Genomic DNA, 13191 nt, shown 5'->3' on the forward strand with positions numbered 1-13191 from the left:
GATGGCTAAGTTATCATATAAAGTATCATACTATGCACTGTATGTCATGTTCGCTATCATCTTGGTAGTGTTGGGCATGTTCTTCTTCGGTGGAGATGCTCAGGGCGATGCAGTGTTGGCAAGCGTTGACGCAGAAATGTGGCAACCGGCTCATACAGACGCATTGATTTATTTGATGTACATTCTGTTCTTTGTAGCTATTATTGCTACCGTGGTTGGTGTTTTGTTCCAATTTGGAGCTGCACTGAAAGACAATCCGGGAGCAGCGTTGAAATCTTTGATTGGTTTGGTTATATTGGTTGCAGTTGTTGTTATTTCTTGGACTATGGGTAGTGAAGAACCACTTGTTATTCCGGGTTATAGCGGAACTGAGAACGTACCTTTCTGGTTGAAGCTTACTGACATGTTCCTTTATTCTATCTATATCTTGTTTGCTGGTACAGTCTTGGCAATCATTTTTAGTAGCATTAAGAAAAAATTATCATAATCAATTGAGGTAACTCAATTTAAAGATATAATTACAATGGCTAAAAAGAAAAGAGAAGTTCCTGAAATTAACTCAAGTTCTACTGCGGACATCGCTTTCTTGTTGCTGATTTTCTTCTTGATTACAACATCTATGGATACCGACCGTGGTTTGGCAAGACGTTTGCCGCCTCCACCGGAAAAGGACCAGAAGTTGGACGATGCAAAGAAGAAGGAACGCAACGTATTGCAAGTCTTCTTGAACATGCAGGACCAGTTAATGTGCGGGAATGATTATATTACTGTTGACCAATTGCGTGCAAAAGCAAAAGAATTTATTGCCAATCCGTATAACGAAGATACAAAACCGGAAAAGATTTCTAAGAATGTTCCTTTCTTCGGTACAGTACAAGTGACGGAAGGCCATGTGATTTCTTTGCGTTGTGACCGTGGTTCTTCATACAAAGCATATATGTCTGTACAGAATGAGTTGGTAGCAGCTTATAACGAGTTGCGTGATGAATTGGCTCAGGAAAAGTGGCAGAAGAATTATATGGAGTTGGATCAAGAACAACAAGATGCAATTCGTGAAATTTATTCTCAGAAGATTTCTGAGGCAGAACCTAAAAAGTACGGAGAAAAGAAGTAATGGGAAAATTTAATAAGACTGGTAAACGTGGAATGCCGGCGTTGAACACTTCTTCTCTGCCTGACCTTATCTTCACCTTGTTGTTCTTCTTCATGATTGTAACAACGATGCGTGAGGTAACATTGAAGGTTGAGTTTAAGGTTCCGCAAGCTACAGAATTGGAGAAACTTGAAAAGAAGTCTTTGGTTACGTTTATCTATGTAGGAAAACCTACTGCCGAATTTCGTAAGAAGTTAGGTAATGAGAGCCGTATCCAGTTGAACGACAGCTATGCTGAAGTTGCTGAAATTCAAGATTACATTATTGGTGAACGTGCCAGTATGAAGGAAGAAGATCAGCCGCAGATGACAGTGTCTTTGAAAGTTGACCAAGATACGAAAATGGGTATCGTAACAGATATCAAAGAAGCGCTTCGTAAGGCTTATGCTTTGAAGATTAACTATTCTGCGCAACCGCGTCAGTAAAAGTTAGTTTAATGATATAATAAAGGTCGTTTCATTTGTTGAAACGACCTTTATTGTTTTAAGTATATTGTTTTTTTAAGATTTCACATTATATACTTCGCGGTAGATGTGTTCCTTTACAGAGTCAAAATCCTTTCCACATTCTATATCTCCATAGGCCATGATGAGCATAGGCAGGTAGTTGTCGCCTGTTTTATAGGGTGGTTGTTGGTAGGGCTTTTCCCATAAGGAGAATCCTTGCCGTTGATAGAAGTTAATGCGGCGTTTAGCCATTTCTTCTTCGGGTATTTCCACTTCCAAGACGATGGGATGTTTTAAGAGTTGGCATAAATGGTTTAGTACGCTCTTTCCATATCCGCCGTTACGCTGTGCGGGGTCAATGGCAAAATGCTCTATATAGTAAAAATGTCCGAAATCCCAGTAAGTGATGAGACCTACCGGGGTGTTGTTATGGAAGATGATATTGTTATAGAAGTGCGTTTTGGTATCTGTATACTTGCGCAATTCCTCCAGTTCCCGGTACTCCTCTGAAGGGAATGATTGAGTCATTAATTTCTCCATGTAGCTGTACAAGTCTGTGTCAGCTGTTGTAATACGTTGAAGTCTGATCATAAGTTCTTTTAGTTTAGTTTGTTTTTATTCAGTATAAAATTCAATGACGCGGCAGATGGCCCGTTGGCAGACCGGGCAGAAAGTAGGGTATTCATTGGTGCGCATGCGGCAATTGTCTGCCGGACGGTAGATGCCTTTGGCAGAATAGCCAGCTCCTTCATATACGCCTACGGGATATGTTCCACTTTCAGAAGAGGGAGTAGGAACGGGAGTTCCTTGAGCAAGCATATCTTTCCATTTGGAAGTGAAATCGATTCTTGTGCTGATGTTCTGTTCCCAGGGTTCCACATCTAGTGGATAGGTATCTGTCATCACGTCATTGTCGTAGAAGTATTCATCGGCCAGTCCGCCAAAGCTATGCCCGAACTCATGTACCACAACGGGGCGGAACATGGGATGGTGGGCGGTAGTAAGGGTATAGGAATTATAGATTCCACCGCCTCCGTATTCTTCCGTATTGGCAAGGATGATGATGTGTTCATACGGTATTCCCGCCAGCGCATCGTGTATGGATTTGACACGGGAGGTTGTCAGATACCGGTCTGAATAGAATGTGCTGAAATGAGAGCTGAATGCTGTCCGTTTCCATTCTCCGAGGCGTGGTACGCTTACTCCGCTGTCTTCGGAGGGGCTGGCCACTGCTACAATGTTGAAGTGCTTTTTCATGGACCGGAAGGGTTCGTGGGCAAACAGACTTTCGCAGGCAATGGCTGCGTCTTCGTAGAATACCGGCATCTCTTCGGGAGTATATCCTTCTGCAAGGATGGCTACGTCGATGCATTTGGCCGTATTGCCGCTTTGCAGCAGATATTTATGTGGTGTGATGTGGGCAGTACCTTTCTGATGTATCAGGATGTCGTCGGGACTGACCGTATGTTTCATGCTTGCCCGTACATTTCTACGCGGGTCGAGAAGTGTTATTTCTATTTCTGCAGGACGAAGGGGATAGGGAAGGAGAAAGGTGTTTTCGAATCCTTTGGTCACTGCTTTGGCTTCATCCGTTTCCAGCCACTCCTGGAAGAGCGAAGAAAAGGATGTTTTGTAGATTACGCTGCCATTGGCTGCATCCCGCATAATGATTTGTCCGTTTCCTTGCAAGGGCAACTCAGACAAATGATGCTTCCTTCCTGCCCAAGAGGGTAGACAAGACAATCCGTCCAGGCATATTTCTTGTCTGGCTGCATTTCCGGTAAAGATATAGTCGACACGCAGGGTCTTATCTGCAAAATAATCGGCAAAGCGTTGGGCATGCAAGGATATTGCCGCCATCAGGCATAATAGGAATAAGGAATACTTTTTCATAACAGTTCATTATTATTGCTACGACAAAGATAATATCTTTAAAGCTCATCTGCAATTTTCCGGTCGTGCGAGATGGAATTTTGCATATGCACTTTGAAATGCCTGATATGCGGTATTATTCTTTTTTTTGTAAGAAAAGTTATAAACCGTATTTTTATTGGCGAAAAAATAGCTAACTTTGCATGTTGCCGTATAGATATGCGGGAGATATAGTAATTTATTAATCATTAGAATTTGAAATGGGACATCATCAGTTGGATACTTTAGACGAACAGATTTTAAAACTTATAGCCGATAATGCACGCATTCCTTTCCTTGAAGTGGCTAGAGCTTGTAATGTATCGGGAGCAGCCATTCATCAGCGCATTCAAAAGCTGACAAACTTAGGTATATTGAAAGGTTCTGAATATGTGATTGATCCGGAGAAGATAGGATATGAAACATGCGCCTATATCGGTATCTACCTAAAGGATCCTGCTTCCTTCGATGCTGTAACGAGAGCATTGGAAGCTATCCCCGAGATTGTGGAATGCCATTTTACAACGGGCAAGTATGATATGTTCATAAAGCTTTATGCCCGCAACAACCATCATTTGCTGAGCATCATACATGATAAGTTGCAACCGCTGGGACTGGCGCGTACGGAAACCTTGATATCTTTCCATGAAGCCATCAAGCGGCAGATGCCTATAACGGTAGAAGAAGAGGAAGATTAATTCTACCGGCGGATATAATCGACGAATGCATAAGGGCAGGGATGCTTCTCATCTGCGGGATGGGACTCCCTGCTTTTTTCTTGCCATACAGTCGGAGCGACTTCGGGAAAGTAGGCATCCACCTGAGGGGCTTCTGCATCCACCTCGGTCAGGCAGAGGGCACCTGCAAAGGGGAGTGCCTGGCGATAAACGCTTGCACCGCCGATGATGTAGACGTGTTCGTCGGGCTGGCAACTGTTCAGTGCTTCTTCCAGTGAGGAAAAAACTTCTGCATCGGGACAAATCAAATCTTTTTGAGTGGACAGAACAACGTTGCGGCGGTTGGGAAGCGCGCCTTTGGGGAGAGATTCAAAGGTCTTTCGGCCCATGATGATGGTATTTCCCGTGGTGAGGGCTTTGAAACGCTTCAAATCATTGGGAAGCCAGAATAACAACCGGTTCTGATAACCGATACCTCTTTTTCTATCTACTGCGGCGATAATACTAATCATATGTGTGTAAAATTCTTTTCTCTTTCTATCTTTTTATTGTAGGATTTATACTGACACTTTCCCTGCAATATGCGGATGCGGGTTATAGTTGACCAACTCAAAATCCTCGAACTTGAAATCGAAGATGTTTTTCACATCCGGATTGATTCTCATCTGCGGCAAATCCCGCGGTTCACGAGATAGTTGGAGCTTTACCTGCTCCAGATGGTTCAGATAGATGTGGGCGTCTCCTAAGGTATGGATGAAATCTCCGGCTTTCAGTCCGGTGACTTGCGCCATCATCTGCAGGAGCAGGGCATAGGAAGCAATGTTGAAAGGCACTCCTAAAAAAATGTCCGCACTACGCTGGTACAGTTGCAGGCTCAGCCGTCCGTTGGCGACATAGAACTGGAAGAAAGCGTGGCAGGGAGGGAGGTTCATGTTGTCCAAATCGCCTACATTCCATGCGCTGACTATAATCCGGCGTGAGTCGGGATTGTGCTTGATGGTTTCTACAGCTTCGCTGATTTGGTCGATGAATCCACCTTTATAGTTCGGCCAGGAGCGCCATTGATACCCGTAGATATGTCCCAGGTCACCGTTTTCGTCCGCCCATTCGTTCCAGATGCGTACACCGTTGTCCTGAAGATATTTCACATTGGTGTCTCCTTGGAGGAACCATAGCAGTTCGTATATGATTGATTTCAGATGCAGCTTCTTGGTAGTAAGGCAGGGGAAGCCTTCATCCATGTTGAAACGCATCTGGTGGCCGAATACGCTGATGGTGCCGGTACCCGTACGGTCGCTTTTCTCTACGCCTTCGGTCAGTACGCGGTTCAGCAGGTCTAAATATTGTTTCATGATGTAGCTCTGTTTTTATCCGAACGCAAAGGTAGGGGAATTAATTAATAATTAATAATTAATAATTAAAAATTAGAGGAAGGGGGTCATCAAGTTCCCCACCCAGCCTACGAATTTCTTCCATCCGGAACGCTTTTTCCAGACTTCGGGAGTGAGTAGTGTACTGTTTTGCACGTCCCGTTCGAACATGGCATTCAGCTCATTGGTGGTCTTAGGGTCGAAGATGAAAGCGTTTGTCTCGTAGTCGTAGCGCAGGCTGCGGCTGTTGAGATTGGCGGTACCTACTGTGCAGAAAGTGCTGTCTACCATCATTATCTTGGAATGGTGGAAGCCGCCGTTGAAGAGATATATCTTGGCTCCTTTCTTCATCAGCTTATGTGCTATATAGAATGAGGCATCCGGTGTAAAGGCTATGTCTGACACGGCAGGTATCATGATTTCCACTTCAGTACCTTTTTTCAGTGCGTTCTTGATTGCCTTGCGGATTGATTTGGTCGGAACGAAATAAGGATTCACGATTCGGATGCTCTTCTGTGCGGCTTGTATGGAAGCTGCATAGGCATGGCTGATGGAGCGTGGTGTTTCGCGTGGCGTGCGGTCCACGATGGCTATTTCTTCGGCAATACTGTCGGGCAGTTGCTGAGTATCCGGGAAGTAGGCAGGTCCACCTACGTGTTGTCCCGTTTCCCGGTTCCACATGGTCAGGAAGATGCCCTGCAGATAGCGCACGGCATCTCCTTCAAGATGTATGTGCATATCGTGCCATTTACCGATTTTAGGCAATCCGTTGATGTAGTAGTCGGCAATGTTCATGCCGCCGGTATAACCTATCTTTCCGTCAATCACTACTATTTTCCGATGGTCGCGGTGTATGGCATGATTCACCCAGGGAAAAGTGATAGGATCGAACTTAACGATTTCGATGCCTTGGGCGCGGATGGATTTCAGATGGCGTTCTTTCAATGGTTGGTTGTTGGACCAGTTGCCGAAGGCATCGAACATGGCGCGGACTTCAACTCCCTCCTTGACTTTCTCTGCCAGAAGGCTGAACAAGGCATTGGCTATGGAGTCGTTGCGGAAGTTGAAGTATTCCAAATGGATATGATGCCGGGCATGGCGGATATTCTCGAAGAGATCGACGAACTTGTCATGGCCGGTCATCAGCAATTTCACTTCATTGTTATAAGTGACGGGGGCGCCCATTTCCTTCAAGTAATTCATGACAATGGAATCGCTTGTTGCTTGCGCCCCGGCATTCCCAATAGAAAAAACGAATAATATGATGAATAGAATCTTTCTCAAAACTTTCTCCTCTTAGTTAGTTTTATGAGGGGACAAAGATACGATTTATCATTGAAAAACAACTATGCCATAGATGAAATCTTGCGGTAACCGAAATAGAGCAATACCACTCCGGCAATGATTAACGACTTGGGGTCAAGCTCCGAAGCTCCGCTCCGGATGGCAGTATCGAAGGTTTCGCGCAAGGTGTCCAGTATCAGCTGCACTCCGTCGAGGGAGACGAACAGTACGAGGGCCAGAGTAAAGCAGAATGCTGTCCATATCTGCGCCAAGTGGCGGCTACGGTCGGGCAGATGTCGCAGTACGCGGCGGCTGAACCCGTTATCGGCTATTTCCTGCCGGTGTTCGGCAAAGAATGAAGTCAGGAGTTTATCATCATTTTCCATCATAACCATTTTGTTTTAAGTAGGAAGCCATTTTGTCTTTCGCCCGCGAGAGGTGGCTTTTTACCGTTCCCGCCGGACATCCGGTGATACCTGCAATCTTTTCGATGCTTTGGTCTTCCATGTAGAAGAGCGTGATGCAGGTGCGTTCCATTTCCTTCAGTGTGGCCAGGGCACGGTAAATGTCCATGTGCTGTCCCACGTCCTGCTGCAGTGTGCTGCATTGAGCGTCCACTCGGTACGTATCCAAATCGTCCGTTTCTTTCCGGCTGCGAATATAATCATAAAAAACGTTATAGGCAATACGGTAGAGCCAGGTTGAGAAGCTGGACAGATTCTTGAACGAAGCGATGTTTGTATAGGCCTTGATAAACGTATCTTGTGCCAGGTCGTCACTCAACTCGCTGTCGCCGCAGGTCTGGTGCAGGAAGAACCGCCGCACGGGCGACTGGTACTTCTTTACCAACTGGTCGAAGGCCCTGGTGTTGTGAAACACCACGACCTGTGCGACTAACGATATGTCACCCATCTGACTCATTTTTCTTCGTTCTTCTTCTGTTGGCTGTAGAAAATCACCAATTGTCCGAAGCCGGTGAACATGACGAGTAAGCCGATACATCCGAGACCGAATTCTCCGGTAATGGCCCAAAGGAAGATGAACAGGCCGATGCCGACGAATATGTTGTTGATGCCTTTGCTGCGGATATCCGTTGCTGCGGCTTCTTTGAAGAAGTTTTCAGGCAGTTGCTGTCCGCTGGCCAGGGCCTGTTCCGCCAGGCGGTACTTGGCTTTCCGGTTTTTATAGCGGAAGAAGAATACTACGAATATGATGAGTAGCGGCAGTCCGAATACAAAGACGATGGCTGTTACGGCAATCACGGTCTCCGAGGTCTTGCTCCCGAGGTCGAACCCGTTCCAGTCCATACTGCTGTGGTGGGTTCTCCATTTTTCCGGAGCATCGCTACTGCCGGTACCGTTTTCATAAGTCATGATGCTGAGTGTGTCTGTTACGGTTTCTCCATTGATGACAGTGTCTCTCAATTCGATGACTCTTTTCTTGTTCCCCTGACCGTCGTTCTCTGTTACGGTTCTGTTTGCGCCTTGCACCAGTGTGCAGAACATCATGGCGAGCATTAATCCAAAAATGATACGTTTCATAATCTATGGTCTTTTAATTTGTTTCTTTGTTGGTTAGACGTGTCGTCACCTTTATAAAGTTGCAAAGAGAAGATATTTTTTTTAGAAAACCGGAAATAAGGCGATATTTTTCCGTGAAAATGTCTTATTGTCTTTTTTCCGGAATAACAAGAAGTAGGTATTTGCGACTGTAAATAGAGGTAAATATACAAACCGGGTTGTTTCTTATTGTAAATACTGTTATCTTTGCGCATCTGTTTTTATTGGGAAGTCTTGATGAAGTTGAGGAATATAATGAAGTGTTTCCTCCCTCTGCTGTTCATTGCCTATCTGGGAGGAATTACGCTGTTTACCCACTCGCATGTGGTGAATGGTGTTATCATTGTGCATTCCCATCCATTCAAGGGCCAGCATGAGCATACAGAGGTGCAGTTGGAAACCATTTTCTATCTAGCCTCTTTCGTCTCTTCTTCCCTTCCGTTGCTTCCGGTTGCCGCGACGGTTTTCCTTGTTTTGTTGTGTGTACTGAGCATTCTTACCACGGAATGCATCAAGTGTGTAAAGCTTCGTGGCGGTATTTGCCTGCGTGCTCCCCCTTCTTTTTTTCAAATCCGATAGATTAAGGCAATTCCGTTGTGGGATTGCGTCAACCTCATTGATTAACATATTATTTTAGAAGTACATGAAAAAATATATATTTTTTGTGGTGGGAGCAGTATGTCTGTTACTCTCATCAACCGTTTATGCCGAAGATTTGAAGAGTACCGATGCCAATATTGTCGGTCATGTAATAGAAAAAAGTACAAGGGAACATTTGCCTTATATGACAGTTTCGCTGAAAGGCACCACCATCGGGACCATGACCGATGCCACCGGTCACTATTTCCTAAAGAATCTGCCTGAAGGTGAGTTCACGTTGTCCGTCAGTGCCGTAGGTTATAAGTCGCAGGAGCGCAAAGTCGTTCTGAAACGTGGTAAGACCTTGGAAGAGAACTTTGAGTTGGAAGAAGACATGGTGGCACTGGACGGGGTGGTAGTCACAGCCAACCGCAATGAGACTGCCCGGCGCTTGGCACCCACTTTGGTCAAAGTGGTCACTCCTAAACTGTTTGAGCAGACAAACTCGCATACTTTGTCGCAAGGACTGGCCTTTCAGCCAGGTGTGCGGGTGGAGACCGATTGCCAGAATTGCGGTTATTCACAAGTGCGCATCAACGGGCTGGATGGGAAATATACCCAAATATTGATAGACTCACGTCCCATCTTTTCCTCTCTGGCCGGTGTGTATGGGTTGGAACAGATTCCCGCCAACATGATAGAGCGTGTGGAAGTGGTGCGTGGAGGTGGTTCAGCCTTGTTCGGTTCTTCGGCCATTGCCGGGACGGTGAATATCATTACGAAGGAACCGATTCGCAATTCCGGTTCTTTCTCGCATACCATTTCCAATTTCGACGGTTCCGGCTCGTTCGACAACAACACGACCCTGAATCTTTCCTTGGTTTCTTCGGACAGTAAGATGGGGGCTTATGTGTACGGCCAGAGCAGGCATCGTTCGGCATGGGACTCCAACGGAGACGGTTTTTCCGAATTACCGAAGCTGAAGAACCAGACTGTCGGTCTGAATGCTTACTACCGGACAAGTGCCTATTCCAAGCTGAGCCTTGAATACCATCATATGGAGGAATTCCGCCGTGGTGGAAGTGGCTTCAGCCTTCCCCCTCATATAGCCGAGGATGCCGGATTGAACGGTACCGGGGCGCCCGGACTGGTGGAACAGCTGAAACATTCCATCAACACGGGTGGGCTCAAGTTCACGGCTTTCTCCAAAAACCAGAAACATACGTTCAGTACCTATGCTTCGGCTCAGCACATCGTGCGCAATAGTTATTACAGCGCTTATGGAATGACTACGGACTTTACCGGTGTGCTGGGTGCCCAGTATATTTATCATTTTGACAAGTGTCTGTTTATGCCTGCCGATTTGACCGGAGGCATTGAGTTCAATCACGACAATCTGCATGACAAGGCAACGGACGTACAGAAGTATCGTGATGCTGCTTTGGCCGAAGATCCTACGGCAACGGGTGACCGCTTGCAACAACTGATTGAGAAATATACCCCCGCCCCGTTGAACCAAGTGGTGAATATAGCAAGCGTCTATGCCCAGAATGAGTGGAAGAACGAACAGTGGAGTTTCCTGATTGGCGGGCGCGTAGATAAAAACAGCATCATGGACAAGGCTGTTTTCAGTCCCCGTGCCAATATCCGTTACAATCCTACTCAGGATGTGAATATCCGTTTCAGTTATGCTGAGGGATTCCGTGCTCCACAAGCGTTTGATGAAGATCTGCATATCAGTAATGTGGGTGGAGAGTTGGTTTCCATTGTCCGCGCCAAAGGATTGAAGGAAGAGCGTTCGCGCAGCTTCAATGCTTCGGTAGATTGGTACCACTATTTCGGAGATTTCCAGGCAAACCTACTGGTGGAAGGCTTCTACACGAAACTTTCCGACCCGTTTGTCCTGACGCCTCCGGTGAAAGACCCGGATGGTAGCGCTTATCTGATACAGACCCGTATCAATGGTTCGGGAGCTAAAGTGTATGGCGGCACATTGGAAGGAAAGGTTGCCTATAAGGATAAGGTTCAGTTGCAGGCAGGGCTGACGCTTCAACGAAGTATCTATGACTCTCCCGAAGAATGGAGTGCGGATGAGGAGCACTTGTCGGAGAAAGAACGTTACAGCGACAAGATACTGCGTACTCCCGACGTCTACGGCTACTTTACAGCTACCTATATGCCGGTTAAAGCCTTCTCAATAGCTTTGAACGGCAATTATACCGGGCGGATGTACGTTCCCCATTTGCTTTCGGAGGTGAACGGTGAGGCGGATGTATTGGTAAAGAGTCCGGACTTCTTTGAGCTTGGAACAAAGATAGCTTACGACTTTGATTTTCAAGGGTTCTGTTTGCAGCTCAATGCCGGTGTACAGAATATATTCAATTCTTATCAGAAAGATTTTGATAAAGGAGCGAGCCGCGATTCCGGTTATATCTACGGACCGGGTGCACCGCGTTCCTATTTTGCAGGGGTGAAACTCAGTTTTTAAAAAGAGTATTGAACCGTGCTTTTTGTTTAGCCCCGTAGATTGGTGAAACGTATTTTGCACTATCTTTGCTGCCATAAAACAGTTCAAAGCATGAAGCTACCCTCATCTTTCACCGATTATACACGCGCCCTCTTGGGTGTGGAAGAATATGAAAAGCTGGCTGCCGCCCTGGAAGGGGAGCAGCCGGTCAGTATCCGACTGAATGAAGATAAATTACCGGAATCTTCATTCAGTCTTTTTCGTTCCTCTTTTAGGCATGTCCCTTGGTCTGCTGCCGGATACTATCTGGACAAGCGGCTGACATTCACTTTTGACCCGCTGTTTCATGCAGGCTGCTACTATGTGCAGGAGGCTTCGTCTATGTTTGTGGAGCAGGCTTTGAGGCGGTATGTGGGCGAAGGACCGGTGGTGATGCTTGACCTCTGTGCGGCTCCCGGCGGGAAATCCACGCATGCCCGTAGCGTGTTGCCCGCAGGCAGTCTGCTGGTGGCCAATGAGGTAATCCGCAACCGCTCGCAGGTATTGGCGGAGAATCTTACGAAGTGGGGGCATTCCGGTGTGGTGGTCACTAATAATGACCCGGCAGATTTTTCTTCCTTGACGGACTTCTTCGACGTCATATTGACGGATGTCCCCTGCTCTGGCGAGGGGATGTTCCGTAAAGACCCCGTTGCGGTAAGTGAGTGGAGTGGGGAGAATGTGGAAATCTGCTGGCAGCGCCAGCGTCGCATCGTTACGGATATCTGGCCTTGCTTGAAGTCCGGAGGCATTCTCATCTACAGTACTTGTACCTATAATACAAAGGAAAACGAAGAGAACATCCGTTGGATACGGGATGAATTCGGGGCGGAGGTATTGCCGTTGGAAATTTCTACTGACTGGAATATTACGGGTAATCTATTGTCGGGAGAGGACTTTCCCGCCTATCGTTTCCTGCCCCATCGGACGAAGGGGGAAGGATTCTTTTTGGCAGTTCTCCGCAAACCGGGCGTGAGCGATGGGAATACCTGGGCCGGGCAGGTGAAATCCTGGGAAAAAGGAAGAAAACCTCAAGGAAAAGGAGCGAAAACTCCGGGTGTTTCCAAAGAACAGCTTTCGGCACTGTATGAGTGGTTTGCGGTTCCGGATAATTACGAATTTATCGTCAATGGCAACAACGTCAGCGCTTTCCCTAAAGCGTATCTCTCCGAACTGTCGGCTTTGCGTTCGTCACTCCGTATCGTGCAGGCTGGGGTAGATGTTGCCGAGTTGAAAGGAAAAGACTGGATGCCTGCTCATGGGCTCGCCATGAGTATAGCACTGAATCCGGATGCCTTTGCCCATGAAGAGATAGGCCGCGAGCAGGCCATCAGCTATCTGCGCAAGGAGGCTGTTGTCCTTTCGGAGACTGCTCCGCGCGGCATTGTCTTGCTCACCTACAAACAGATACCTCTAGGATTTGTCAAGAATATAGGTAACCGTGCCAATAATCTTTATCCCCAGGAATGGCGCATACGCAGCGGATATTTGCCGGAAGGGGTGCTGGAATTGGCAACAATAACCGGGTGAAATCAATCACGTTACTGCAAAGCTGCTGTATATATTTTGCAGTAGCACTGCAGAGCTGTTGCAGTGACACTGCAAATATATATGCAGAACTTTGCAGTATAATAATAGAGTAGGAATGTACTATTTTTTATTGTTTCTTCAATGCAGTATTTTGTTTGTTCAAGCATTTTCTATAT

Annotated in this window: 15 protein-coding genes; 7 read left to right on the forward strand and 8 right to left on the reverse strand. The window is 46.5% G+C overall.

Annotated features, from left to right (window positions below):
• The first annotated feature begins 1 nt into the window (after position 1).
• Genes DW947_RS05400 through DW947_RS05410 form a run of 3 tightly spaced genes read left to right on the forward strand, consistent with a single transcriptional unit; the run spans position 2 to position 1578 of the window.
• On the forward strand, positions 2-487 hold the full coding sequence (locus DW947_RS05400) for a hypothetical protein (RefSeq protein ID WP_005827118.1): 486 nt from the start codon (positions 2-4) through the stop codon (positions 485-487).
• Positions 488-523: 36 nt separating this feature from the next.
• Positions 524-1114, forward strand: a complete 591-nt coding sequence (locus DW947_RS05405) for an ExbD/TolR family protein (RefSeq protein ID WP_005827116.1) — start codon at positions 524-526, stop codon at positions 1112-1114.
• Positions 1114-1578 (forward strand): ExbD/TolR family protein, encoded by a 465-nt coding sequence (locus DW947_RS05410; protein ID WP_005827114.1) that lies wholly within the window; start codon positions 1114-1116, stop codon positions 1576-1578. The genes DW947_RS05405 and DW947_RS05410 overlap by 1 nt, the downstream gene beginning before the upstream one ends.
• Positions 1579-1653: 75 nt before the next feature.
• On the opposite strand, the gene DW947_RS05415 is transcribed toward DW947_RS05410, so the two are convergent.
• Together DW947_RS05415 and DW947_RS05420 are read right to left on the reverse strand one after the other, a co-directional pair.
• The gene (locus DW947_RS05415; RefSeq protein WP_005827111.1) at positions 1654-2190 is read right to left on the reverse strand and encodes a GNAT family N-acetyltransferase; all 537 of its coding nucleotides are present in this window, start codon (positions 2188-2190) and stop codon (positions 1654-1656) included.
• A 24-nt stretch (positions 2191-2214) separates the two neighbouring features.
• Positions 2215-3492, reverse strand: a complete 1278-nt coding sequence (locus DW947_RS05420; protein ID WP_016272989.1) for an IgA Peptidase M64 — start codon at positions 3490-3492, stop codon at positions 2215-2217.
• Between the two features lie 239 nt (positions 3493-3731).
• Here DW947_RS05420 and DW947_RS05430 point away from each other — a divergent pair, with 239 nt between their 5' ends.
• Positions 3732-4208 carry an Lrp/AsnC family transcriptional regulator gene (locus DW947_RS05430; RefSeq protein ID WP_005827104.1) on the forward strand — a complete coding sequence of 159 codons (477 nt, stop codon included), beginning with the start codon at positions 3732-3734 and terminating at the stop codon, positions 4206-4208.
• Between the two features lie 2 nt (positions 4209-4210).
• Here DW947_RS05430 and DW947_RS05435 read toward each other — a convergent pair whose 3' ends face one another.
• From DW947_RS05435 to DW947_RS05460, 6 genes are all read right to left on the reverse strand, one after another.
• Positions 4211-4699: a dihydrofolate reductase gene (locus tag DW947_RS05435; RefSeq protein WP_005833093.1), complete on the reverse strand. Its 489-nt coding sequence runs from the start codon at positions 4697-4699 to the stop codon at positions 4211-4213.
• A gap of 45 nt (positions 4700-4744) precedes the next feature.
• Positions 4745-5539 carry a thymidylate synthase gene (locus DW947_RS05440; RefSeq protein ID WP_005827101.1) on the reverse strand — a complete coding sequence of 265 codons (795 nt, stop codon included), beginning with the start codon at positions 5537-5539 and terminating at the stop codon, positions 4745-4747.
• A 72-nt stretch (positions 5540-5611) separates the two neighbouring features.
• Entirely contained in the window at positions 5612-6841 is a 1230-nt protein-coding gene (cls, locus tag DW947_RS05445) for a cardiolipin synthase (protein WP_171029041.1), read from the reverse strand.
• Between the two features lie 62 nt (positions 6842-6903).
• Positions 6904-7230, reverse strand: a complete 327-nt coding sequence (locus DW947_RS05450; RefSeq protein ID WP_005827095.1) for a DUF5056 domain-containing protein — start codon at positions 7228-7230, stop codon at positions 6904-6906.
• Positions 7217-7762 (reverse strand): RNA polymerase sigma factor, encoded by a 546-nt coding sequence (locus tag DW947_RS05455; RefSeq protein ID WP_009037971.1) that lies wholly within the window; start codon positions 7760-7762, stop codon positions 7217-7219. Before DW947_RS05455 ends, DW947_RS05450 begins: the two co-directional genes overlap by 14 nt.
• Entirely contained in the window at positions 7759-8382 is a 624-nt protein-coding gene (locus DW947_RS05460; protein ID WP_005833085.1) for a DUF6249 domain-containing protein, read from the reverse strand. Before DW947_RS05460 ends, DW947_RS05455 begins: the two co-directional genes overlap by 4 nt.
• Before the next feature lie 255 nt (positions 8383-8637).
• Here DW947_RS05460 and DW947_RS05470 point away from each other — a divergent pair, with 255 nt between their 5' ends.
• The 3 genes from DW947_RS05470 to DW947_RS05480 all read left to right on the forward strand — a co-directional run bounded on the left by DW947_RS05470 (position 8638) and on the right by DW947_RS05480 (position 13015).
• Positions 8638-8979 carry a hypothetical protein gene (locus DW947_RS05470; RefSeq protein WP_008664012.1) on the forward strand — a complete coding sequence of 114 codons (342 nt, stop codon included), beginning with the start codon at positions 8638-8640 and terminating at the stop codon, positions 8977-8979.
• Positions 8980-9043: 64 nt separating this feature from the next.
• A complete protein-coding gene (locus tag DW947_RS05475) occupies positions 9044-11467 on the forward strand; it encodes a TonB-dependent receptor (RefSeq protein WP_005827082.1) in 2424 nt (807 codons plus the stop codon).
• Between the two features lie 90 nt (positions 11468-11557).
• Complete coding sequence (locus DW947_RS05480) at positions 11558-13015, forward strand: methyltransferase RsmF C-terminal domain-like protein (protein ID WP_117963456.1); 1458 nt, start codon at positions 11558-11560, stop codon at positions 13013-13015.
• Positions 13016-13191 lie beyond the last annotated feature (176 nt).

Source organism: Bacteroides sp. AM44-19, assembly GCF_003603395.1.
Lineage (GTDB): Bacteria > Bacteroidota > Bacteroidia > Bacteroidales > Bacteroidaceae > Bacteroides > Bacteroides uniformis.